This window comes from Pseudomonas sp. MYb60, assembly GCF_002979555.1.
Taxonomy (GTDB): Bacteria; Pseudomonadota; Gammaproteobacteria; order Pseudomonadales; family Pseudomonadaceae; genus Aquipseudomonas.
The window spans coordinates 60193-84532 of sequence record NZ_PCOZ01000017.1; the positions used below are offsets into that span (position 1 = coordinate 60193).

Genomic DNA, 24340 nt, shown 5'->3' on the forward strand with positions numbered 1-24340 from the left:
GCGGCAAAGGAATGCATAACGCCCGCTCGAAGTGGCCCTTTCTTGCAAGTTGCATGGTTCAAGTAAGTTCAATTTACTTAAGTTGCTGATTTGTAACGTATTTAATTTTAGTGCCGACTGGCATGGTGCCTGCACTGTCCCTTTTGAGACTTGTAACACTATTTTTCTGCCTTGGAGCACAACAACAATGATCACATCCTCATCCACGCTGCAAGAGTCGAGCTCGCTCTCTGGGGTTTCCTGGGGGGCGATTTTTGCCGGTGCGGCCGCTGCGGCCGCGTTGTCCCTGATTCTGGTGCTACTGGGCTTCGGCCTGGGCTTTTCGGCGGTATCGCCGTGGGCTGACAGCGGTATCAGTGCCAAAGGGCTTGGCATTTCCACGATCATCTGGCTGGCCTTCACCCAGATCGTCGCATCAGGCTTGGGCGGATACATCGCCGGCCGGTTGCGGGTGAAGTGGGCCAATATGCATGGCGATGAGGTGTACTTTCGCGATACCGCCCATGGTTTCCTCGCGTGGGCAGTTGCCACCCTGGTCACCGCGGTGCTGGTGGTCGGTTCGGTCAGCAGTGTCGTGAGCGGCGGTGTGAAAGCCGGTGCCAGCGTTGCAGCGGGCGCCGCAAGTGGTCTCTCGCAAGCGGCGGGCAGTGCAGCCAAAGGCGTTGATGGCGGTGACTTCGACTACTACGTCGACAGCCTGTTCCGTGATGATCGCCCAGTCGCCGTCAGCGATGACGCCGCTCGTGGCGTCGTTGCGCGCATCTTCACCCGCACCCTGAGCAACGATGGCCAGCTTGCCGCCGAAGACCGTGCCTACCTGGCCCAGTTGATCAGCCAGCGCACCAACCTCAGCCAGGCGGATGCCGAAGCACGTATCGACAAGGTCTATGGTGATGCCCTCAAAGCCGTTGAAGACGCCAAGTTGAAAGCCAAGCAGGCCGCGGATACCGCTGCGAAAGTAGCGGCCTATACCTCGCTGTGGACCTTCGTCGCCCTGCTGATCGGCGCATTTTTCGCCAGCTTCGCTGCCACCTTTGGCGGTCGCCGTCGCGACGCCGTGGTGTATGTCGAAACCGAACATTTCGTACGTTAATTCAAGGAGAACATCATGCGCTCATTACTGCTTTGGTTCCTGGGTATCCCTATCCCGATCATTATCCTGATCGCAATTTTCATGTGATCTCATCCACTGCGTCACTCGAGCCGCGCCTGCATTAGCAGGCGCGGCTTTTTTGGGTCACCGTGATCGGCAGAGGGCTTGGCCAGGCAACGCGCCGCTCGCGTGCTTGCCAGAGCATTGTAGGGTCACCGGCCAGCAGGCAGGGTTGCACTTAGTGTTGTGGTTGCCCACGCGTGTGCAGGAGGGCGTGTTTTGCACGCGTGCCGCCGAGGTGGTTTTAACACTGCAACCGCTGGGCAAGTTCTGTCATGAAGCGGCATTACCACCTGCTGTAATACCTGTCAGGTTTCACAGTAGACACCTGTCAAGGGACGTTACTAGCATGGGACGTAGCGTGATTTCACCTACAGACAGGTAACTGACCGGCGGCAACGGAGGCGGAGATGACTTATTCAGCGAGTGTGGCGAATAATGAAACCATCGGAACGGCAGAGGCGGATATACACAATACTGATATTTTGCCTCCCCACTATAAGTTTAACGATGATGGTACGTTGACAAGAATGTGGAGGCAAAATGGAAAAATCAATGTAAGTGTCCAGCAAAGCCTTTCGCATAATGGTATGACGAGTCATTTTTTGACATTTAGTTTTCGCGACTTAAACCCCGGAGAAACTAATGTAAAGTTAGATTTTTCAAACCCGTCTGAGATGTTCGCCGTCTACGCAGTCAATAACTCTAATTCCAATATACCCCACACGTTCGCCTCCGGAACGATGACGGTTTCGCTTGCCAGTGGCGGCGATCATTTGACCGCGACGTTTTCCGGCCAGGCCTACTCAGGAGCGGGTAATGAGGTAACCATCACAGCGGGTGAAATGGATCTGAAAGGTTTCGAAGCAGCGCCGTCGAGTGGAATGACCCCGTCTGGATCAGTCATCGGAGAAGGGTATATAACGGGTTTTATCGATGGAGGCCCCGACAGTGTCTCTGATTTTATAGCCACTGAGGTGGAGCGGATTTACGTACCCGGGTGGGGGACTCGGCCGGCCTACTGGCTAATGCGCGGGTTTTGGGTTGCCGGGCAACCCGCTGTCACGCGCGTCTTCGTTATCACGCTCCTTGAAGGTGAAACCGATCTCGAATACGACTTATCCAGTGATGTAAAAGCGAGTATGAGTTATACCATTCAGAGCCAGTCTCTTATTGGTTCGGCTTTCACGGGTGTTTTGAAATTCAGTTCTCTCCCAGGAACGGGGGAAGCGAGAGGTTCCTTCGATTGCCACATGCGTGGGAATGCACCCGCTGATTATCGAGTGATCGGAGAATTCCTGGTCCGGTAGTCATTCGGTTTTCAGGGCAGCGGTGCTTAAGGTTGCAGGGAGGTAGTCTCCCTTTGAATTAATCTTCAAATCCAACCTGCTCATGAATTTCATCCACCTTCAATTCCAAGCGATACGCTACCGCAATAAACAGCGCCTGGCACAAACACAACGTGGCACTCAATGAGCGGAAGGCGAACGATGACCCCTCATTCACCAACAGCACCGCGTTCGCCCGCTTGGCCAGGGGCGACAGGTTGCTGTCGGTGATGATCAGCGTCTTGGCCTGGTGATGCTGGGCAATACGCAGGCAGTGCTGGGTCTCTTTGCCGTAGGGCGTGAAGCTGATGGCAATCACCAGGTCATTGGCGCGCACGCTGCGCATCTGCTCGCGGTAGCTGCCGCCCAGGCCGGAGATCAGGTGGATGCGCTTGTTCGTGTGCTGCAGGTTGTAGACCAGGTAGTCGGCCACCGCAAACGAGCGGCGCACGCCGACCACGTAGATATTGTCGGCATTCACCACCAGGTCGACGGCCTTGTCGAAGGCCACGTCGTCCAGTTCCAGCCCCAGGCGCTCGATGCCCGACAATGTAGCGTTGACGCACTCGCGCGCCAGGTCACCGCCGCTGGCTTTCTGCGACTTATTGGCGATCATGCTGCGGATGCGCTGCTGGTAGTTCTGCACCGGCGTGGTCTTGTGGGTGTAGGCCTCGCGAAACAGCGCCTGCATCTCACTGAACCCACTGAAACCAAAGCGCTGAGAGAACCGCACGATGGCCGAAGGGTGCACTTCGCATTCACGGGCAATATCGCTGATGCGGTCGACCATGATGCGGTCGCTCTGCTGGCTCATGTAGCTGGCGATGCGTTTGAGTTGGCGCGGCAGGCTTTCGTATTCGTCGGTGATCAGCTGCAACAGACGTTCGGCATTAATGGGCGGGCTGGCGAGAGCGTCTTGTGAAGGGGTCTCGGGCATGGGCAATCCTTCTGGCGTGTTGTTCTGTTGCGCTGATGGGTGACGCAAGTCTACAGGGTAGGCGCAAAAAAATACCCCGGCATCACGGCCCGCGTGGGCTGCTGAAACGATGCACGGTGGCTGGAGTGCTCCTGTGCTGACGTATTGGAAAATATATTCCACTGAAAATAATTATGGAATAAATATTGATTGCCGTCGCCGGACGTTCTAGTCTGCTCCCACCAAAGGCGTTTGCCGTCACCACGGCGGCACAACGCAGGCTGATAAAAATAACAGGAGCCAGCATGGGCCAGACTCGTTTTGCCAGTGGGCGTCAATTGGATCTGATTTGCCTCGGACGCCTGGGCGTCGACCTCTATGCGCAACAAGTGGGCGCGCGGCTTGAGGACGTTTCCAGCTTCGCCAAGTACCTCGGCGGTTCCTCCGCCAACATCGCGTTCGGCACCGCGCGGCTGGGGCTCAAGTCGGCGATGTTGAGCCGGGTAGGGGACGACCACATGGGGCGCTTCCTGGTGGAATCCCTGGCCCGTGAAGGCTGTGATGTCAGCGGCATCAAGGTTGACCCCGAACGCCTCACGGCCCTGGTGCTGCTGGGACTCAAGGACCGCGAAACCTTTCCCCTGGTGTTCTACCGCGAGAATTGCGCCGACATGGCCCTGCGCGCCGAGGACATCAGCGAAGCGTTCATCGCCTCCAGCAAGGCCTTGCTGATCACCGGCACGCATTTCTCCACCGACAGCGTGTACAAGGCCAGCATCCAGGCGCTGGATTACGCGGCCAAGCACAATGTGAAGCGCGTACTTGATATTGACTACCGCCCGGTGCTGTGGGGCCTGGCGGGCAAGGCTGACGGTGAAACCCGGTTTGTTGCCGACCAGAATGTGAGTGCGCATGTGCAGAAAATCCTGCCGCGCTTTGACCTGATCGTCGGCACGGAAGAAGAATTTCTGATTGCAGGCGGCAGTGAAGATTTGCTCACCGCGCTGCGCACCGTGCGCGAACTGACCCCGGCCACGCTGGTGGTGAAGCTTGGCCCACAAGGTTGCACAGTGATCCATGGCGCGATCCCTGCGCGTTTGGAAGACGGCGCGATCTACCCCGGTGTACGGGTTGAAGTGCTCAACGTACTCGGCGCCGGCGATGCCTTCATGTCGGGCTTCCTCAGCGGCTGGATCAATGACGCCAGCGACGAACGATGCAGCCAGTTGGCGAATGCCTGCGGCGGTCTCGTGGTGTCGCGACACGCCTGCGCCCCGGCCATGCCGACCCCCGCCGAACTGGACTACCTGTTCAACAGCCCGGTGCCGATCACCCGACCGGATCAGGACGTGACCCTGCAGCGCCTGCATCGTGTATCAGTGCCGCGCAAGCAATGGAAGCAGCTGTTCATCTTCGCCTTTGACCACCGCTGGCAATTGGTCGACCTGGCCCAGCGTGCCGGCCAGGACACCTCGCGCATCAGCGATGCCAAGCAACTGTTTATTCAAGCCATCGAACGTGTGGAGCGCAAACTCGCCGAGCAGGGCATTGCCGCCGATGTAGGCCTGCTGGCCGACCAACGCTTCGGCCAGGACGCCCTCAACGCCGCCAGCGGGCGTGGCTGGTGGATCGCGCGCCCGGTGGAAGTACAGAATTCGCGGCCGCTGGCGTTCGAACACGGGCGCTCGATTGGCAGCAACCTGATCGCCTGGCCGCAAGAGCAGATCATCAAGTGCCTGGTGCAATTCCACCCCGACGATGAGCCGTTGCTGCGCCTGGAACAGGAAGCCCAACTCAAGGCGGTGTACGACGCCTCCCTGGTGAGTGGTCATGAACTGTTGCTGGAAGTCATCCCGCCCAAGGATCACCCGTCCAGCCACCCGGATGTGCTGTACCGCAGCCTCAAGCGCCTGTACAACCTGGGGATCTACCCGGCGTGGTGGAAGATCGAGGCGCAGCCGGCCGAGGAGTGGGAAAAGCTCGACGCGTTGATTCAGGAGCGCGACCCATATTGCCGTGGCGTGGTACTGCTGGGCCTGAACGCGTCGGCCGAATGCCTCGCCGCTGGCTTCCAGCAAGCGGGCCAGAGCACCACCTGCCGTGGCTTTGCCGTGGGCCGCACGATCTTCCAGGAACCCAGCCGTGCGTGGCTGGCAGGGGAGATCGATGACGAGACCTTGATCCAGCATGTGCAGGCGACCTTCGAACAGCTGATCAATGCCTGGCGCAGTGCCCGCGGCTAAACCGTTCCAAATGTGGAATACAGTCAAATGTGGGAGGGGCGGTGCGACGATTCGCCTTGACCCCGATAGCAGTCTGTCAGGCAGCACGTCTATCACTGAACGGCCGCCATCGGGGGCAAACCCTCTCTCACTTAAAGCAGATCCGAGCGATCTCTAGATAAAAACAATAGGTGCAGCCATGCCCGCAATCCGAATTGGCATCAACCCGATTTCCTGGAGCAACGACGACCTGCCGGCCCTGGGCGGAGAAACGCCGCTGAGCACTGCGCTCAGCGAAGGCAAGGAGATCGGCTACGAAGGTTTTGAACTCAACGGCAAGTTCCCCAAGGACGCCAAGGGCGTCGGCGACGTGTTGCGCCCCTATGACCTGGCGTTGGTGTCCGGCTGGTACTCCAGCCGCCTGGCGCGGCGCTCGGTGGCTGAGGAAATCCAAGCCATCGCCGGTCACGTCGAGTTGCTCAAGCAGAACGGCGCGACGGTGCTGGTCTACGGTGAAGTCGCCGACTCGATCCAGGGCTCGCGCATCCGCCTGATCGAACGCCCGCGTTTGCACAGCGAGCAAGCCTGGCAGGACTATGCCGACAAGCTCACCGAGCTGGCGCGTTTCACCCTGTCTCAGGGCGTGCGCCTGGCCTACCACCACCATATGGGTGCCTACGTCGAATCCCCCGAGGATATCGACCAACTCATGCAGCGCACGGGCCCGGAAGTCGGCCTGCTGTTTGATTCGGGCCATTGCTACATGGGCGGCGGAGATCCCCTCGCCGTGCTGAAAAAGCACATCGACCGCATCTGCCACGTGCACTTCAAGGACGTGCGCAAAGCCGTGGTGCAACTGGCGCGCAACCAGATGTGGAGCTTCCCGGACTGCATCGTCAACGGCACCTTCACTGTGCCCGGCGATGGCGATATCGACTTCGCCGAACTGCTCGACGTGCTGCTGGCCGCCAAATACGAAGGCTGGCTGGTGGTGGAAGCCGAGCAGGACCCAGCCGTCGCACCGAGCTACGTGTACGCGAAAAAGGGCTACGACACCCTGCGCGCGCTGCTCAACGAGAGGACGCAAGCATGAGCCTGCTGGTCAAGAGCAACAAACGCGGACACACCATGGTGGCCCTGGAAGAAGGGCGTCTTGAGTACGTGGGCTTCAAGGCCTACCGCCTGAGCCTGGGCGAAACCCTGCCGGTCAGCGCTGGTGACAAGGAATTGTGCCTGGTGCTGCTCAGTGGCCGGGTAAATATTGAAGGCGAAGGGTTCGACTGGCAGAACCTGGGTGATCGTCAATCAGTGTTCGAAGACAAATCGCCCTTCGCCGCCTACCTGCCGCCGGGCACTACGGCGCAGGTCACCGCGTTGAGTGATGTGCAGATTGCCGTGTGTGCCGCCCCCGGCGCCGGTGGCTATGAACCACGCCTGATTCGCCCGGAACACTGCAAGCGCAGTGTGCGCGGCAAAGGCGCCAACACCCGCTACGTGTGCGACATCCTGCCAGACACCGAGCCGGCCCATTCGCTGTTGGTGGTGGAAGTGCGCACGCCGTCCGGGCATTCGTCCAGCTACCCGCCGCACAAGCACGACACTGACGACCTGCCGCATCAGAGCTTCCTCGAAGAAACCTACTACCACCAGATCAACCCGCCCCAAGGTTTCGTGTTCCAGCGTGTGTACACCGACGACCGCAGCATCGACCAGGCCATGGCCGTGGAAAACAGCGACCTGGTGGTGGTGCCCAAGGGGTATCACCCGGTCAGCGTGCCTTACGGCTACGAGTCCTATTACCTCAACGTGATGGCCGGCCCCAAGCGTGCCTGGCACTTCCATAACGACCCGCAGCACAGCTGGCTACTGGACCTTTAAGGGGCGCGACATGACCACAACCCGACTGACCATGGCTCAGGCCCTGGTGAAGTTCCTCGACAACCAATACATCGAAGTCGATGGCGTAGAGAGCAAGTTTGTCGCCGGCGTGTTTACCATCTTTGGCCACGGCAACGTGCTGGGCCTGGGCCAGGCACTGGAGCAGGACGCCGGTGAATTGGTGGTGCACCAGGGCCGCAACGAGCAGGGCATGGCCCACGCAGCCATCGGGTTTGCCAAGCAGCACCTGCGCCGCAAGATCTACGCGTGCACCGCGTCGGTCGGCCCTGGCGCGGCCAACATGCTCACCGCGGCGGCGACCGCCACCGCCAACCGTATCCCATTGCTGTTGCTGCCCGGCGATGTCTACGCAAGTCGCCAGCCCGACCCGGTGCTGCAACAGATCGAGCAGTTTCACGACCTGAGCATCAGCACCAACGATGCCTTCCGCTCCGTGAGCAAGTACTGGGACCGTATCAACCGCCCCGAGCAGTTGATGACGGCTGCGATCCACGCCATGCGCGTGCTGACCGACCCCGCGGAAACCGGCGCGGTAACCCTGGCATTGCCCCAGGATGTGCAGGCCGAAGCCTGGGACTATCCGGATTATTTCCTGCAAAAACGTGTGCACCGCCTCGACCGTCGCCCGGCCACCCCGGCGATGATCAGTGACGCGCTGGCCGCGTTCCAGGGCAAGCGCAAGCCGCTGATCATCTGCGGTGGCGGGGTGAAATACTCCGGCGCCCATGCGGCGCTGCAAGCCTTCGCCGAACGCTTTGAGATTCCTTTCGCCGAAACCCAGGCTGGCAAGAGCGCGGTGGTTTCCAGCCATCCGCTGAACGTCGGCGGCATCGGTGAGACCGGCTGCCTGGCAGCCAACCTGCTGGCGCCGGAAGCGGACCTGATCATCGGCATCGGCACCCGTTATACCGACTTCACCACCTCGTCAAAATCGCTGTTCAAGCACGGCGAAGTGACGTTCCTGAACCTCAATATCAGCCCCTGCGATGTGTTGAAACTCGACGCGGTGCAAGTGCTGGCCGACGCGCAACTGGCCTTGGGTGCACTGGGTGACGCCCTCGGCGACTATCGCTCCGGCTGGGGCGAACAGGTCCGCGAGGCCAAGGCGCAACTGGACGCCGAAGTCGACCGCGTGCACGAGGTGGACTATACCGGCGACGGTTTCGTACCCGAAGTCGACGACCACCTTGACCGCGCCGTGTTGCGCGAATTCATCGAGCTGACCGGTTCGTGCCTGACCCAGAGCCGCGTGCTCGGCGTGCTCAACCAGACCCTGGCCGACGATGCGATCATCGTCGCCGCCGCCGGCAGCCTGCCCGGCGACCTGCAGCGCGTGTGGCGCAGCAAGGGCGTCAACACCTACCACGTCGAATACGGTTATTCGTGCATGGGCTATGAGATCAACGCCGCGCTGGGGGTGAAGCTTGCCGAGCCGAGCCGTGAGGTCTACGCCCTGGTCGGCGACGGCTCGTACATGATGCTGCATTCGGAGTTGGCCACCTCGATCCAGGAGCGTCGCAAGATCAACGTGGTGCTGCTGGACAACATGGCCTTCGGTTGCATCAACAACTTGCAGATCGGCAACGGCATGGACAGCTTCGGCACTGAATTCCGCTATCGCAACCCCGAGAGCGGCAAGCTCGACGGCGGCCTGGTGCCGGTGGATTTCGCCATGAGTGCAGCGGCTTATGGCTGCAAGACTTACAAGGTCAGCACCGTGGAGCAACTTGAAGCGGCGTTGGCCGACGCGCGGACCCAGACGGTCTCGACACTGATCGACATCAAGGTACTGCCCAAGACCATGGTGCATGGCTATCTGTCGTGGTGGCGAGTGGGCGTGGCGCAGGTGTCCACCAGCGAGCGCACGAATGCAGCGGCAAAAAAACTCAATGAACACCTGGCCAAGGCCCGGCAGTACTAATAACAAGAGGGGTTTTACATGTCTTTGAAGCTTGGAGTGATCGGTACCGGCGCCATTGGCCGCGACCATATCCGTCGTTGCAGCCAGACCCTGCTCAACAGCCAGGTAGTGGCCGTGACCGATATCAACCTGGAGCAGGCCGCCAAGGTGGTGGCTGACCTGGGTATCAGCGCCGAGGTGTATGCCGACGGCCACGCGCTGATCAAGGCGCCCGAGGTGGAAGCGGTGCTGGTCACCTCGTGGGGCCCCAGCCATGAAGAATTCGTGCTGGCCGCCATCGCTGCCGGCAAACCGGTGTTCTGCGAAAAACCCCTGGCGGTCACTGCGGCCGGCTGCCGCAAGATCGTCGACGCCGAAGTGGCCTACGGCAAGCGCCTGGTGCAAGTGGGCTTCATGCGTCCCTACGATGAAGGCTACCGCGCACTCAAGGCCGTGATCGACAGCGGCCAGATCGGCGAGCCGCTGATGCTGCATTGCGCCCACCGCAACCCGACGGTGGGCGAGAACTACAAGACCGACATGGCGATCACCGACACCCTGATCCACGAACTCGATGTGTTGCGCTGGTTGCTCGACGACGACTACGTGTCGGTACAAGTGGTGTTCCCGCGCAAATCCAGCAAAGCCCTGGCGCACCTGCGCGACCCACAGATCGTGCTGCTGGAAACCGCCAAAGGCACGCGCATCGATGTGGAAGTGTTCGTGAACTGCCAATACGGCTACGACATCCAGTGCGAGGTGGTGGGGGAGACCGGCATTGCCAAACTGCCGGAGCCGTCCCAGGTGCAACTGCGCAGTGAGGCGAAGCTGTCCAATGCAATCCTGATGGATTGGAAAGACCGGTTCATCGGTGCGTATGACGTCGAGTTGCAGGCCTTCATTGATAGTGTGCGCGCCGGTCAAGTCGGCGGGCCGTCGGCGTGGGACGGGTTTGCCGCTGCGGTGGCGGCGGATGCGTGCATTGAAGCGCAGAACAGTGAACAGATCGTGAAAGTCAGCCTCCCGGATCGCCCGCGCTTCTACGGCTGACCCATTGGAGCAATGAGGTCAATGTGGGAGGGGGCTTGCCCCCTCCCACATTTGATTGGGTTTCCAATTTGAGTTGGGAGTTGATTATGCGAATCGGACTGGTCGGCTACGGCCACGGAGGGCGCTTTTTTCATGCGCCGCTGATTGCAACATTGCCCGGCGCCACGTTTGTTGGCGTCGTTACCCGCTCATCCGAGCGCCGACAACAATTGAACACGGACCATCCCGGCGTAAAAGCCTTCGACTCCATCGGCCAGATTGTCGAAGCGGGCGTGGATGCGCTGGTCATTTCCACCACCCTCAAGGGCCGCCCGGCGCTGGTGCTGGAGGCCATCGAACATGGTGTCGCGGTGGTCAGTGACAAACCGTTTGCCGCCAACGCCGAGCAGGCCCAGGCGCTGATCACGGCCGCCGAGCGCCAGGGCACGTTGCTCAGCGTCTACCAGAACCGGCGCTGGGACTCGGACTACCTGACCCTGCGCAAACTCATCGACGCTGGAGCCCTGGGTACCATCACCCGTTTCGAATCCCGCGTGGAGCGCTATGCCCCGCAAGCCGTGGGCAACCCCAGCGGCGGTGGCTGGCTGCGTGACCTGGGCAGCCATCTGGTGGACCAGGCGTTGCAACTGTTCGGCCCGGTGGACCGGGTGTTCGCCCAATTGCAGTTCAGTGCCGAGCATCCCACCCTCGACCATGGTTTCTTCGTGTCCCTGACCCACGCCAACGGGGTCATCTCCCACCTGTGGGGCAATGCCCTGCAAAACAGCCAGGCCCCGCGTTTTCGCGTCAGTGGCACCCAGGGTTGCTACACCGTCGATGGGCTGGACGGTCAGGAAGAGTTGCTGCTGGCCGGCAAGTCCCCGAAAACCGAGGGCGAGCACTGGGGCGCTGAAGAACACCGGCGCTGGGGCTGGTTCGAACAAGGCCCGGAACGCGAGCGGGTACCCTCGGAAAAGGGCTGCTGGACGCAGTTCTATCGCCAGTTTCAAAGTGCCGTGCAAGGGCAGGGGCCATTGCCCGTGGACGCCTATGACGCGCTGGAAACCACCCGTATATTGGACGCCGCACGCCTGAGCGCGGAGCGCCAGCAGGTCGTTTCAACAAAAATAGAATAAAATTCTAAAAGATGTTGATATGGAAATTATTTTCCAATAAAGTCGTTTCCAGGTTGCAATAAGTACGTCCGGACCCGATCCGCACGGCTCAAACAAAAACAAGATCGAAAACAACCAGGTACCGTCAGATGAAAATCTTCAACGCTGTACTGCGAGTTTTACGCCTCACTCAAGCGCCACGCGGCCTGCCCCGCGCCCGGCCGTTCTACTTCTCCTTCCTTAATGTGCTGTGCGTCGAAAACAAAGGCGCGCTGGTGTGCTGCATTCCAGGTGCACCGGTGGTTCGACTGCCGACGTCGCAAGGCCCGCTCTGATCAACGCAACGTCCAACAAAACCAACAAGAAAGTGGAGACAGACCGTTCATGAAGACCCCGATCCGTTTTACCGCGCTGGCCCTGTCCATGCTGCTGGCCAGTGGCGCAGCCCTGGCGGCCGACCTTAAGGTCGGCGTGACCTTTTCGAGTTTCGATGACAACTACCTGACCAGCGTGCGCGGCTACATGGAGCAGCACGTCAAGGCGCTGCCCAAGGGCGATGGCGTGCAGCTGCAGTTCGAGGACGCGCGCGCCGACGTGGTCAAGCAACTGAGCCAGGTCGAGAGTTTCATCAGCCAGAAGGTCGATGCCATTATCGTCACGCCGGTGGACACCGCGTCGACCGCACGCATCAGCAAGGCAGCGACCGAAGCGGGAATTCCGCTGGTGTATGTCAACCGTCGTCCTGATCAGAAGACCCTGCCCAAGGGTGTGGCTGCAGTGACGTCCGATGATGAAGAGGCCGGCCGCCTGCAGATGCAGTACATCGCCGACAAGCTGGGCGGTAAAGGCAGTGTCGTGATCCTGCTGGGTGACCTGGCGAACAACTCCACCACCAACCGCACCAAGGGCATCAAGGATGTCCTGGTCAAATACCCGGGAATCAAGATCGAGCAGGAGCAGACCGGGATCTGGCTGCGCGACCGTGGCATGACCCTGACCAACGACTGGCTCACCCAGGGCCGTGAGTTCAACGCTGTGCTCTCCAACAACGACGAGATGGCGATTGGCGCGGCCATGGCCCTCAAGTCTGCCGGTACCAAGCCCGGCAGTGTGTTGATTGCGGGTGTGGACGGTACGCGCGATGGCCTGAACGCGATCGAGAAGGGCGAGATGACCGTGTCGGTGTTCCAGGACGCCAAGGGCCAGGGGGTCGGCGCGGTGGAGGCAGCCCGCAAGTTGGCGAAGAACGAGCCGACCGAACAGAACATTGTCATCCCGTTCCAGCTGATCACGCCGGAAAACGTCAAAGACTTCAAATAACAACAATAATCCGGCAGGGCGGCCAGCGTCGCCCTGCAGATGGAGTACCTCCCTATGCTCGCTCAAGCCACTGTCTCGCAGCCTCCCGGCATCCAGTCCCCATTGTTGGAAGAACCCTACCTGTTGGAAATCCTTAACATCAGCAAAGGCTTTCCCGGCGTCGTGGCCCTGGCCGATGTGCAGTTGCGGGTACGCCCGGGCTCCGTGCTCGCGCTGATGGGCGAGAACGGTGCGGGCAAGTCGACGCTGATGAAAATCATCGCCGGGATCTACCAGCCCGACGCCGGTGAAATCCGTCTGCGTGGCAAGCCGATCGTGTTTGAAACCCCGCTGGCGGCGCAGAAGGCCGGCATCGCAATGATCCATCAGGAACTCAACCTGATGCCGCACATGAGCATCGCCGAGAACATCTGGATCGGCCGCGAACAGCTCAACAGCCTGCACATGGTCAACCACCGCGAAATGCACCGCGCTACCGCCGAGCTGCTGGCGCGCCTGCGCATCAACCTCGACCCCGAGGAGCACGTGGGCAACCTGAGCATCGCCGAGCGGCAGATGGTCGAGATTGCCAAGGCCGTGTCCTACGATTCCGACATCCTGATCATGGATGAACCGACGTCGGCCATTACCGACAAGGAAGTGGCCCACCTGTTTTCGATCATTGCCGACCTGAAGTCCCAGGGTAAGGGCATCGTCTATATCACCCACAAGATGAACGAAGTGTTTGCCATCGCTGACGAAGTGGCGGTGTTCCGTGACGGCCACTACATCGGCCTGCAACGCGCCGACAGCATGAACAGCGACAGCCTGATCTCGATGATGGTCGGCCGTGAGTTGAGCCAATTGTTCCCGGTGCGCGAGACGCCCATCGGCGAGTTGCTGATGTCGGTGCGCGACCTGACCCTGGACGGTGTGTTCAAGGACGTGTCCTTCGACCTGCACGCCGGTGAGATCCTCGGCATTGCCGGGCTCATGGGCTCGGGCCGCACCAACGTGGCGGAAGCCATTTTCGGCATTACCCCGAGCAGCAGCGGCCAGATCACCCTGGACGGCAAACCCGTGCGCATTACCGACCCGCACATGGCCATCGAGAAGGGGTTTGCCCTGCTCACCGAGGACCGCAAGCTCAGCGGCCTGTTTCCGTGCCTGTCGGTGCTGGAAAACATGGAAATGGCGGTGTTGCCGCACTACAGCGGTAACGGTTTCATCCAGCAGAAGGCCTTGCGCGCGCTGTGCGAAGACATGTGCAAGAAGCTGCGGGTGAAGACCCCGTCCCTTGAACAATGCATCGACACCTTGTCCGGCGGCAACCAGCAAAAGGCCCTGCTCGCACGCTGGCTGATGACCAACCCGCGGCTGCTGATCCTCGACGAGCCCACCCGTGGCATCGACGTGGGCGCCAAGGCCGAGATCTATCGCTTGATCGCCTTCCTCGCCAGCGAAGGCATGGCGGTGATCATGATTTCCTCGGAGCTGCCTGAAGTGCTCGGCATGAGTGACCGGGTGATGGTGATGCACGAAGGCGACCTGATGGGCACCCTGGACCGCAGCGAAGCGACCCAGGAAAAAGTCATGCAGTTGGCCTCCGGGATGACGGCAGTCCACTGACGTACAGAACAAAAAAAGGTGATGGGTTATGAACGCGATAACGGATAACAAACCGGCCACGGCGCCAACCAAAAGCCGGCGGCGCATGCCGACCGAATTGAGCATTTTCCTGGTGCTGATCGGCATCGGCCTGGTGTTCGAGCTGTTCGGCTGGATCGTGCGTGACCAGAGCTTCCTGATGAACTCCCAGCGCCTGGTGCTGATGATCCTGCAAGTGTCGATCATTGGCCTGCTGGCGATCGGCGTCACCCAGGTGATCATCACCACCGGTATCGACCTGTCCTCGGGCTCGGTGCTGGCGCTGTCGGCGATGATCGCGGCGAGTCTGGCGCAGACCTCTGACTTCTCCCGGGCGGTGTTCCCCAGCCTGACTGACTTGCCGGTGTGGATACCGGTGGCGATGGGCCTGGGGGTGGGGCTGCTGGCGGGGGCGATCAACGGCAGCATCATCGCCGTGACCGGTATCCCGCCGTTCATTGCCACCCTGGGCATGATGGTCTCGGCCCGTGGCCTGGCGCGTTACTACACCGAAGGCCAGCCGGTGAGCATGCTCTCGGACTCGTACACGGCCATCGGCCATGGCGCGATGCCGGTGATCATCTTCCTGGTGGTGGCGGTGATCTTCCACATCGCCCTGCGCTACACCAAGTACGGCAAGTACACCTACGCCATCGGCGGCAACATGCAGGCGGCACGCACGTCGGGCATCAACGTCAAGCGTCATTTGATTATCGTCTACAGCATCGCGGGTCTGCTGGCAGGCCTGGCGGGCGTGGTGGCTTCGGCTCGGGCGGCAACCGGTCAGGCTGGCATGGGGATGTCCTATGAGCTGGACGCGATTGCCGCAGCGGTGATCGGTGGTACCAGCCTGGCGGGCGGGGTAGGGCGCATCACCGGCACGGTGATCGGCGCGCTGATCCTTGGGGTAATGGCCAGCGGCTTTACCTTTGTCGGGGTGGATGCGTACATCCAGGACATCATCAAGGGCCTGATCATTGTGGTGGCGGTGGTGATCGACCAATACCGCAACAAGCGCAAGCTCAAACGCTGACGTTGCCCCTGTAGAGGCGAGCATGCTCGCGAATAACGCCAACGGTAACGCGCGGTGTCTGGTTAAACGCGTTGCCCTTGCGTTCTTCGCGAGCAAGCTCGCTCCTACAGTTGGGGTAGGGGTTTCAACCGTTTGTCTTCTATATAGCTCCATAACACTGAATTTCTTGCTATAAACGCACTCCGATAACCATTCGCCCAGCCCGTCCTGGTGCTTTTGGGGGTTATCTGGGAAAAATGCCTGTCATTTCAGTTGCTGCGCCCTCAAGTCGGCCTTAGACTGCCGCCCCTCGTAAATTGAGTGCCGGGTGGCGCTTGAAATGGACGGCGCCCTTCGGAGACCTGCACAGGCCTTGCGGAACGCTCCCTTATTCGCCTTAATGCACGTATTTTTTATAGAGAAATCAATGACAAAGGAAAAGTTGCTGGCCATGCCGGCGGATGACTACATGAATGCCGAACAGCACGCTTTTTTCGAGCAGTTGCTGCAAGACATGAAAGTGGAACACCACGAGCGCATTGAACAGAACCGTATCGCCATTGAAAGCCTGGACACCCCGGCTGACCCGGCCGACGCCGCTTCGGTTGAAGAAGAGCGTACCTGGCTGGTGAACGCCATCGACCGCGACCAGCGCATGCTGCCGCAGCTTGAGCGTGCACTGGAACGCATCAAGGAAGATTCCTTTGGCTGGTGCGACGACAGCGGCGAGCCAATCGGCCTCAAGCGCCTGCTGATCAGCCCGACCACCAAGTACTGCATCGAAGCGCAAGAGCGCCACGAGCAGATCGACAAGCATCAGCGCCAAGCCTGATGCGGTGAAGCCGGGGAATCGCCTGAGCGATTTCCCGGAGAAAGGCCGCTGCACCCCCGTCTATTGATCCACTGCAAGCCCCCCCACCAAAGGCCCATGGATAATGGCTCAATAGTGGCGTTTAATGCAGGGACAATAATGACAAGCAGTGGGGTGACGAAGATGGCTGGAGACGGATCTCTGATGGGCGCTGCGGTGCCACCCCAGGCGGTGGTGCGCGGGTTGCCCGGTTGGTTGACACCGCTCTTGCAGAGCATCGCGATGGTGCTGGTCCTGCTGGGCATGGCCTTTGCCCACCTGCCGATATACCTCTGCCTGCCGTTGGCACTGCTGGTTGTCTGGCTGCCTCGGCTGAAAAATCGCACGCCGCCTGCCTCCCAAGCCGACACCGCCGATGCCATTGGCGAGCTGACCCGCGATCTGTCCTACACCACCAGTCACAACGCACTCTCCGCTGCCGGCGTGGCCTACTCGGTCAAGCAACTGGCGGCGCGCGTGCAATCGCAATTGGGTGCGGCCAAGCAGATCGTCAGCAGTGCCGAAGTGATGATCGACACCGAAAAACTCACCTCCCAGCTCAGCCGTGAAGCCCTCGACGCCGCCAGCCAGGCGCATCATCGCAGCACTCAAGGCCGTGAAGTGCTGGCCCAGTCCATCACCCGCATGCATCAGCTCAGCGAGCGCGCCAATGCCAGTCGCGAGCTGATCGAAGCGTTGAGCCAGCGCAGTGAAGAGATCCAGCGGGTCACCCTGGTGATTCAGTCCATCGCCAGCCAGACCAACCTGTTGGCGCTCAACGCTGCGATCGAGGCCGCCCGTGCCGGCGAGCATGGCCGCGGGTTCGCGGTGGTGGCCGATGAAGTGCGCGGATTGGCAGGCCGCACCGCCACGGCCACCGATGAAGTCGGGGTGATGGTGGCAGACATCCAGCAACGCACCGCGCAGGTGGTGGAGCAGATTCGTCAGTTGTCGGCAGACTTGAACGCCGGGGTCGAGCAGGTGGAGCACGCCGGCGAGCAACTGCACAGCATCGCCAGCCTGGCCGCGAATGTGGAGGGCCAAGTCAATGCCATCGCCGAGGGCACCGATACCAACCGCACTCAGCTCGATAGCCTGTTCCATGCGGTGGAGCAGATGCGCAGTGACCTGGCCGTCAGCGACCAGCAGACACGCCAGTTGGCCGACGCGGCGGTGCAAATGGAAGGGCAGGCCGAAACCATCAGTGAGCGCCTGGCCGAAGTCGGCCTGGACGACTATCACCAGCGCATCTACGACTTGGCCCGCGAAGGGGCAAGCCGGATTGCCGCGCAGTTCGAGGCGGATGTGCAGCACAACCGCGTCAGTTTGAATGACCTGTTCGATCGCAGCTACACGCCGATCCCCAACACGCAGCCGTGCAAGTACCACTCCCGGTTTGACGGCTACACCGATCAGGTGCTGCCGGCCATTCAGGAAGCCTTGTTGCCCCGTCATGAAGGCTTGGTTTTTGCTATTGCGTGCACGCCCCAGGGCTACGTGCCGACGCATAACAAGGCGTTTTCCCACGCGTTGACCGGCGATGCCCAGACGGATGCCGTGCAGAACCGCACCAAGCGCAAGTTCGATGACCGCACGGGCATCCGCTGCGGCAGCCACCAGCAGCCCGTACTGCTACAGACCTACACCCGCGATACGGGCGAATTGATGCATGATTTGTCGGTGCCGATCATGGTGGGCGGGCGGCATTGGGGCGGTCTGCGCCTTGGCTACAAGCCAGAAGGCGCAAAGGCAGCGCGCTAGGTTTCAGTGGGGTTGGTGCAGGCGCTGGTTCAGCTCATCCACGGCAATCGCCCACTCGGCGTCTTCACGCAGTTGCTCCTGGAGGAATTGGGCTTGCTGGGTGGACCAGAAAGGTGCGTCCACCAGTTTGACGTCCTCAGCCAGCGGGTGCGCTGCGATAAAGGCGTCGATGGCTTCCGGGGTTGAATCCAGACCCAGTTGTTCAAACAAGGTCTCGAGGGTAGGGATTGGCGCGTCCATATCGTTCTCCATGCGGTGGGGGTTATGCATGGGAGGGTTGTGACGCGGCAGAGTTCTATCGGATTGTCAGGTGTTGAGCGCGCCGGCATCCACCGCGGTCTTCAGTGCCTGGGCGGCATCCTTGCCTGCGACGGCTGCGGCGTCGGCGGTTTTGAACCAGCGATCTTTTTCCACCTGGTGCGTAGTGACTGTCTTGAGTGGCGGCTTGGCCCGCATCACGATGACTGCTTGAAACTCCCCGTCTACTTCCCTTGCGTCGCCATGGATGAAAAATTCGCCGATATCAAATTCCGTCACGTATAGCCTTCCCTTGGAGATAACTGCACTGGTGAAGCCTGACCTTTCGGGCACAGGCTTGCGTGGACGGGCCAGTATGGCAGTTGTTGCGGGTTGGCGGCGCAGTAAAGTCATCCAGGTGACGAAACGATTCCCCCGTGCAGGCCGTGCAGGCTGGCTTCGAGCTGTTTGGCCAGTTCGCAGGCCTGGATATGGTTGCTGCGAAAGCCTTTGATACGCCCGCTGATCACTTCGCGGATGTGGAAAAAGTTGCGTCCCGCCGGTACGACTTGGTATAGAACCGAATCCATGTACCCATGGCAGCCGTGCAAGCGGTAGTATTGGGCATCGTCACGCGTGTGCGAAGACCTGGCATCGTAGGGTGTTCGTTGCATAACCTGCTCCTTCCGATCGATCCGGCTGACCCGACTACAGTGTTTTGGGTGGTTTTAATCGGTGCTGCTGTTTTAGTATTGTTGCTGGTCGCGGGTGCCTGGTTCCATGCCCCTGTGTACTTTTATGTGTTGAATGTCGGAAATCGACGTTTTTGCCCGGGCTATTCTCTGAAGTTGGCCGGCCTGTATTCTCGGGCCGTTGAACCTGTGATTTGCTGCGATGCCTGATGACCTTGCACAAGGTCCGTCGCGCACCTCTGTACGGGCTTTGCGGCAGGTCTTCTGCGGTTTTTTCAATAGTGAGTTGTGTGATCGTGCCGTGATGGCCGTTTTTTTGTGCTGCCCGCTCCGGCGGACGGCGCTCTTTTCGATGTGGGGGCGTTTCCTTGGCAGTCAGTAATCTGGATATGCACGCGTTGTTCGTGCTGGGTGATTTGCGCGCAAAGTTGGTCAAGCAGTTTCAATCCCGTTTTGTCTACATCACCGAACAGACGCCGGAAGGTATCTATATCGCCGAAATCGACACCGAGGCGGCGATGGTGGTCGATGACAAGCAGCACCTGGAACTTAAAGTGGGCGACCATTTCCGCGCCGCGGTATTGCCCAGTCGCGAAGGCGGCAAGTTTGAATTGAAGTTCCGCGATATCAAGTTGACGGTGTACGGCCTGGGCGACTACGCCTTCGTCACCACACCTGAAGGCCAGGGCATCGTGTTCAAGGAAGGCCACAGTGTGATGCTGGTGTTCGCCGCCAATGAGCAGTTGCAGGACGGTCTGACCAAAACCCTCAAGGCCGTGACCGGTAAAGCCGCCAAATGGCGCAAGGGTGAACTGGTCACTTTCAAGGCCAGCGAATAAACCCATCCCGCGAACATCCTGTATCTCCCGGAACCTCTACTACAGTTGAGTGGACTTAACTATTCAGAGGCTTCGCGCATACGCGGCAAAGCCATCCGTCAATGGGTGCGATTTCGCGAGGTACCAGGGATGAAAGGATTGAGAACGCTGATGGCTGCGTGCGTGACGAGCGTGAGCTTGTCCATGGCAGCATTGCCGGTATCTGCGGCCCAGACACCGGTGCATTTTGCCGACCTTAACTGGGAAAGCGGCAGCCTGATCACTGAAATACTGCGGGTGATCGTCGAGAAGGGCTACGACCTGCCCACCGACACGCTGCCGGGCACGACCATTACCTTGGAGACCGCCCTGGCCAAGAACGACATCCAGGTGATTGGCGAAGAGTGGGCCGGCCGCAGCCCGGTGTGGGTCAAGGCGGAAGCCGAAGGCAAGGTGGTGGGCCTGGGTGATACGGTCAAAGGGGCGACCGAAGGCTGGTGGGTGCCGGAATATGTGGTCAAGGGCGATCCCGCGAAGGGCATCAAGCCGCTGGCGCCGGACCTCAAGAGCGTGAAGGACCTGGCGCGCTACAAGGACGTGTTCAAGGACCCGGAATCGCCGGGCAAGGGACGTTTCCTCAACAGCCCGATCGGGTGGACCTCGGAGGTGGTCAATAAGCAAAAGCTCAAGGCCTATGGCCTGGATGACAGCTACGTGAACTTCCGCAGCGGGTCAGGGGCGGCGCTGGATGCCGAGATCGCTTCGTCGATCCGCCGAGGCAAGCCGGTGTTGTTCTACTACTGGTCGCCGACGCCGCTGATGGGGCGTTACAAGTTGATCCAGCTGGAAGAACCCGCCTTTGACGCCGAGGCCTGGAAGACCTTGACCGATGCGGATAATCCGAACCCCAAGCCTACCCGGTCGCTCGCGTCCAAGCTGAGCATCGGCGTGTCCACGCCGTTCCAGAAGGCTCACCCCGACATTGCCGAATTCTTCGAAAAAGTCGAATTCCCCATCGACCCGCTGAACAAGGCGCTGGCGAGCATGAGCGAGCGCCACACCCCACCTCGGGAAGTGGCCCAGGCGTTTCTCAAGGAGCATCCGGAGGTGTGGACGGCGTGGTTGCCCGAAGAGGTGGCGCAAAAGGTTGAGGCCAGCCTGAAATAACACGTTTGGGCGCGGGGTTGCTCGCTCCCACATTGGATGTGTGCCGGACCCACCGCCAGTCCCCTGTGGGAGTGGGCTTGCCCGCGAAGGCGGTGTGTCAGTCACTGCAACGGCTGGCTGACCCACCGCAATCGCGGGCAAGCCCGCTCCTACAGGTTCAATCGTGTTCAGGGGTCAAAATCGCGTATTCAGTGCCAGCTCGAAGGTCCTTGGCGAGCCGAGATAATAGGCCGGTGACACATGGGCAAACTCGGCGTACACCTCATTGGTCAGGTTGCGTACCCGGCCGGTCACCGAGGTATGTGCGTCTACCTTGTAGCGCAGGAAGGTGCCCAGCAACGTGTAGGCCGGTACCGTCTGGGTGTTGGCGTTGTCTGCATACACCTCGGCGACATACCGTGCATCCACGCCACCTTGCCAGTCTTCGCTAAAGTCGTAGGTCAGCCACAGGTTGCCGACGCGTTTGGGCACGTTGGTAGGCGTATTACCCTTGCGGGAAACCACTGCACCACTGGCGATTCTCTCATTGAAGTCATCGTATTCGGCATCCACCCAGGCGACATTGCCTTCCGCCAACAGCCTTGGCGTGATGCGCAAGGAGCTGGCCAGCTCGATCCCTCGGGAGGACTGCGCGCCCACCGGAATGCTGTTGGTCGGGTTCTGCGGGTCGGTCACGGCAAAGTCCTTGCGCTCGATGCGGTAGGCGGCAATGGTAGCCGAGCCGCGTCCGTCCAGATAGTCGAACTTGCTGCCCACCTCCCATTGTTTGCCGGTGGAAACGTCGAACACCTGCGTGGTGGTATTGGGTTGTTCGGCGGCCGTGCTGTACTGCGCGTACACATTGGCCGTGGGGGTGAACTGGTAGGTCAGGCCGACGCGCCCGGTCACCGGCTCCCAATGGCGTCTGAAGTGAGACGGATTGGTGGCCGTGACCGTGCGGTGGTTGGTGACATCCAGGTCAATGGCGTCGTAACGCAGGCCGGTAAGCAGGGACAGTTTGTCGGTGAGGCCCAGGCGGTTTTCCACGAACAGGGCCTTGGTGGTGACTTCGTTGGTCTTGTCCTTGACGAACCCGGGCCGGGTATTGGGGATGTCGTAGAAATGTCCAGGGGTGTAGCCGTTCGGGTCCACGCTGCTGTTGCCCGACACGTTCAATGGGCTGTTGGTGGTGCTGTTGACCTTGTACTCGAAACCGCCGGACCAAGTGGTCGAAAGCCCGAACAGCGTAGTGTCGTGTCGCAACTCGAACTGGTTGCCGTTCTGTTCGCCCTGATGGCGTACCTGGTACGCGGTGGAGCGATTGACCGCGTTGTTGGCGGCGTTGTACTGGTAGGTCTCAAGGTTGCGGTAGTCGCGCTGGCTGTCCAGGTGATAGAGGGTGTTTTTCAGGGTGGTGCTGTCGTCGAGCCGGTAGTCGATGATCGAGCGTGCCCAGATCGTGCGCTGTTCATAGCGACCGTCGGCGACGTTGTAGTTGTTGAAGCGGTTGTGCTTGTCGATTTTCAGTTCGCCGACCTTGGGGTTCAGGACCGGCGTACCCCAATAGGGGCTGTCTTCGTGTTCATCCTGGTATTCCAACGCCAGGGTGTGGGACAGGTTGGGGGTGAGGTCGCTGAGCAGTGAAAATGCCAGGCTCCAGGCTTCGCGCTGGTCGCGTTCGATGTAGCTGTGGTTGGTGTTGCGGCTGACGTCCACGCGGGCGTAGTGCTGCACCTCGGCGCCGGGCTGGGTGAGGGCGTGGTTGACGCCGAAGGCCATGCCAGCCGTGTCGTAGCTGCCGTAGGTCAGTTGGCCCTCGGCGGCCTGTTCCTCGCGGGTGGCGAGTTTCGTCACGTAATTGAGCGAACCGCCCACGGAACCGGCCCCGTTGATCAGGGAGGAGGGGCCGCCTACCAGTTCCACCCGGTCATAGATCCAGGCATCCACCGGACGGGCCAGGCCGGTGGCGACATTGATCCCGTTGAACATCTGGGTGATCTGGCTGCTGGTGAATCCGCGATACGAGACAAAACCGCCGAACCCCGGTGGCGCGCTGGCGTTGACACCCGGCAGTGTGTTGGCCGCCTCGCGAAAGGTCCTGGCGCCCCGGCGCTCTATATCGTTGCGGTTGGCAATGGCCACTGACGCCGGGGTCTCCCGCACACTCAGCCCGAGCCGCGATGCCATGCCGCTGGATTGGTCCAGGGCCAGGCCGGGTTCGGCGGTTTGTTCGCCATCGATGGTGGTGGGGGCCAGTTCGATGGCCCAGGCACAGACAGGCAGGCAGCCGAACAGGCCCGCCAACAAGGGTAGATGTTTCATGGTTGAATCCTGAAAAACTTGGCTCGAAAACAACGCACGGCCGCGCGCAAACCCTGGGGAAGCGGTGGTCGGTGCAGATCAGAAAGCGAAGGAATCAGGCAGCGGCGGGCGGCGCACGCGGGTGAGCCGTGGGCCAGGTGAAGCGGGCGGGAATATCGGCGGTGACGATGATGGCCGGGGGCGGCGCATGGGGCTGGGGCAGTACAGCGACGTTCAGGCTGGAATTGAGCGCCGGCCCCATGCCGCCGGTGGAGCACAGCGGGCAACCGAAGGCCTTGGAGAGCGTTGGCAGGCTTTCATCGGTGGAGTTGGATGGCGTTGGCGCCTGGGTGCGCGGGTCCACCGTACAGAACTGGCCGCCGATGCCATTGAGCTGCATCCCCACCATCTGCCCATGACCGATACTGCAGGCGAACACATTGAACAGGACGCAGCAGTAGAGCATCCAGGCAATGAGCGAGCGGTCGGCACGGGCGAATTTCATGGGGCGGCACTTTACCATCAGCCGCCGACGGAATGCCTGCAAAAAATCACGGGGCGACTATCCTCTGTCGGACTTTTCAGGGAGAGCCAGCCATGAGCTTTGTCATCGCGAGATGGATAGTCGGCATAGTTGCCTGCATCAGCATGGTGCACCTGTACTGGGCGGCCGGCGGCAAACTCGGCTTCCAGGCCGCCATCCCCCAACTCCCCGGCGAATTCGCCAGCGGCCCCCGTCCCGCGTTCAAGCCCTCGGCGCTGGGCACCTTTCTGGTAGCGATGGGTTTGGTCGCGATCGCTTTACTGGTGTGCCTGCGCGCCGGGCTGTATTTCTCGGCGGTGTCCCACGGGGCGTTGCAGTGGGGGATCAGCGCGATTGCACTGGTCATGTTTGCCCGCGCAATTGGGGATTCGGAGTTGGTAGGGTTCTTCAAGAAGGTCGGCGGGTCCCGGTTTGCGCGATGGGACACGTATTTTTATTCGCCGTTGTGTTTGCTGTTGGGGGTGGGGTTGC

Annotated in this window: 23 protein-coding genes; 17 read left to right on the forward strand and 6 right to left on the reverse strand. The window is 60.6% G+C overall.

Annotated elements, in window-relative coordinates; genetic code table 11:
* Window positions 1-187: 187 nt before the first annotated feature.
* Window positions 188-1093: a hypothetical protein gene (locus CQ041_RS21995; RefSeq protein ID WP_105523694.1), complete on the forward strand. Its 906-nt coding sequence runs from the start codon at window positions 188-190 to the stop codon at window positions 1091-1093.
* A gap of 470 nt (window positions 1094-1563) precedes the next feature.
* Window positions 1564-2463: a hypothetical protein gene (locus tag CQ041_RS22000; RefSeq protein ID WP_105523693.1), complete on the forward strand. Its 900-nt coding sequence runs from the start codon at window positions 1564-1566 to the stop codon at window positions 2461-2463.
* A gap of 58 nt (window positions 2464-2521) precedes the next feature.
* Here CQ041_RS22000 and CQ041_RS22005 read toward each other — a convergent pair whose 3' ends face one another.
* Window positions 2522-3418 (reverse strand): MurR/RpiR family transcriptional regulator, encoded by an 897-nt coding sequence (locus tag CQ041_RS22005; protein WP_105523692.1) that lies wholly within the window; start codon window positions 3416-3418, stop codon window positions 2522-2524.
* Between the two features lie 284 nt (window positions 3419-3702).
* Between CQ041_RS22005 and iolC the strand changes: the two genes are divergently transcribed.
* The 12 genes from iolC to CQ041_RS22065 all read left to right on the forward strand — a co-directional run bounded on the left by iolC (window position 3703) and on the right by CQ041_RS22065 (window position 18131).
* The gene (gene iolC, locus CQ041_RS22010; protein ID WP_105523691.1) at window positions 3703-5640 is read left to right on the forward strand and encodes a 5-dehydro-2-deoxygluconokinase; all 1938 of its coding nucleotides are present in this window, start codon (window positions 3703-3705) and stop codon (window positions 5638-5640) included.
* Between the two features lie 178 nt (window positions 5641-5818).
* A complete protein-coding gene (iolE, locus tag CQ041_RS22015) occupies window positions 5819-6712 on the forward strand; it encodes a myo-inosose-2 dehydratase (protein ID WP_105523690.1) in 894 nt (297 codons plus the stop codon).
* Entirely contained in the window at window positions 6709-7497 is a 789-nt protein-coding gene (iolB, locus tag CQ041_RS22020) for a 5-deoxy-glucuronate isomerase (RefSeq protein ID WP_105523689.1), read from the forward strand. Before iolE ends, iolB begins: the two co-directional genes overlap by 4 nt.
* A gap of 10 nt (window positions 7498-7507) precedes the next feature.
* Complete coding sequence (iolD, locus tag CQ041_RS22025; protein ID WP_105523688.1) at window positions 7508-9439, forward strand: 3D-(3,5/4)-trihydroxycyclohexane-1,2-dione acylhydrolase (decyclizing); 1932 nt, start codon at window positions 7508-7510, stop codon at window positions 9437-9439.
* 18 nt (window positions 9440-9457) lie between these two features.
* Entirely contained in the window at window positions 9458-10468 is a 1011-nt protein-coding gene (locus CQ041_RS22030; RefSeq protein ID WP_105523687.1) for a Gfo/Idh/MocA family protein, read from the forward strand.
* 86 nt (window positions 10469-10554) lie between these two features.
* Window positions 10555-11583 carry a Gfo/Idh/MocA family oxidoreductase gene (locus CQ041_RS22035; protein WP_105523686.1) on the forward strand — a complete coding sequence of 343 codons (1029 nt, stop codon included), beginning with the start codon at window positions 10555-10557 and terminating at the stop codon, window positions 11581-11583.
* A 128-nt stretch (window positions 11584-11711) separates the two neighbouring features.
* Window positions 11712-11897 (forward strand): hypothetical protein, encoded by a 186-nt coding sequence (locus CQ041_RS22040; protein ID WP_105523685.1) that lies wholly within the window; start codon window positions 11712-11714, stop codon window positions 11895-11897.
* Window positions 11898-11946: 49 nt separating this feature from the next.
* On the forward strand, window positions 11947-12882 hold the full coding sequence (locus tag CQ041_RS22045) for a sugar ABC transporter substrate-binding protein (protein WP_105523684.1): 936 nt from the start codon (window positions 11947-11949) through the stop codon (window positions 12880-12882).
* Between the two features lie 54 nt (window positions 12883-12936).
* Window positions 12937-14490: a sugar ABC transporter ATP-binding protein gene (locus CQ041_RS22050; RefSeq protein WP_105523683.1), complete on the forward strand. Its 1554-nt coding sequence runs from the start codon at window positions 12937-12939 to the stop codon at window positions 14488-14490.
* A 28-nt stretch (window positions 14491-14518) separates the two neighbouring features.
* Complete coding sequence (locus CQ041_RS22055) at window positions 14519-15541, forward strand: ABC transporter permease (protein WP_105523682.1); 1023 nt, start codon at window positions 14519-14521, stop codon at window positions 15539-15541.
* Between the two features lie 406 nt (window positions 15542-15947).
* Complete coding sequence (locus CQ041_RS22060) at window positions 15948-16352, forward strand: TraR/DksA C4-type zinc finger protein (protein ID WP_010564800.1); 405 nt, start codon at window positions 15948-15950, stop codon at window positions 16350-16352.
* A 546-nt stretch (window positions 16353-16898) separates the two neighbouring features.
* On the forward strand, window positions 16899-18131 hold the full coding sequence (locus tag CQ041_RS22065) for a methyl-accepting chemotaxis protein (RefSeq protein WP_371923034.1): 1233 nt from the start codon (window positions 16899-16901) through the stop codon (window positions 18129-18131).
* A gap of 3 nt (window positions 18132-18134) precedes the next feature.
* Here the strand turns inward: CQ041_RS22065 and CQ041_RS22070 are convergent, their stop codons facing one another.
* The 3 genes from CQ041_RS22070 to CQ041_RS22080 all read right to left on the reverse strand — a co-directional run bounded on the left by CQ041_RS22070 (window position 18135) and on the right by CQ041_RS22080 (window position 19042).
* On the reverse strand, window positions 18135-18371 hold the full coding sequence (locus tag CQ041_RS22070) for a DUF2789 domain-containing protein (protein WP_105523680.1): 237 nt from the start codon (window positions 18369-18371) through the stop codon (window positions 18135-18137).
* A gap of 66 nt (window positions 18372-18437) precedes the next feature.
* A complete protein-coding gene (locus CQ041_RS22075) occupies window positions 18438-18668 on the reverse strand; it encodes a hypothetical protein (RefSeq protein WP_105523679.1) in 231 nt (76 codons plus the stop codon).
* 110 nt (window positions 18669-18778) lie between these two features.
* Window positions 18779-19042 (reverse strand): hypothetical protein, encoded by a 264-nt coding sequence (locus CQ041_RS22080; RefSeq protein ID WP_105523678.1) that lies wholly within the window; start codon window positions 19040-19042, stop codon window positions 18779-18781.
* 407 nt (window positions 19043-19449) lie between these two features.
* On the opposite strand from CQ041_RS22080, the gene CQ041_RS22085 reads away from it, so the two are divergent.
* Both CQ041_RS22085 and CQ041_RS22090 read left to right on the forward strand, forming a co-directional pair.
* Window positions 19450-19899: a hypothetical protein gene (locus CQ041_RS22085; protein WP_177429411.1), complete on the forward strand. Its 450-nt coding sequence runs from the start codon at window positions 19450-19452 to the stop codon at window positions 19897-19899.
* Window positions 19900-20028: 129 nt separating this feature from the next.
* A complete protein-coding gene (locus CQ041_RS22090; protein ID WP_105523676.1) occupies window positions 20029-21045 on the forward strand; it encodes an ABC transporter substrate-binding protein in 1017 nt (338 codons plus the stop codon).
* Window positions 21046-21219: 174 nt separating this feature from the next.
* On the opposite strand, the gene CQ041_RS22095 is transcribed toward CQ041_RS22090, so the two are convergent.
* A complete protein-coding gene (locus CQ041_RS22095) occupies window positions 21220-23346 on the reverse strand; it encodes a TonB-dependent siderophore receptor (protein WP_105523675.1) in 2127 nt (708 codons plus the stop codon).
* Between the two features lie 94 nt (window positions 23347-23440).
* A complete protein-coding gene (locus tag CQ041_RS22100) occupies window positions 23441-23830 on the reverse strand; it encodes a DUF2946 domain-containing protein (RefSeq protein ID WP_105523674.1) in 390 nt (129 codons plus the stop codon).
* Window positions 23831-23922: 92 nt separating this feature from the next.
* On the opposite strand from CQ041_RS22100, the gene CQ041_RS22105 reads away from it, so the two are divergent.
* Window positions 23923-24340 (forward strand): DUF3995 domain-containing protein (locus CQ041_RS22105; RefSeq protein WP_105649055.1); only part of this gene is annotated, 418 nt, incomplete at its 3' end.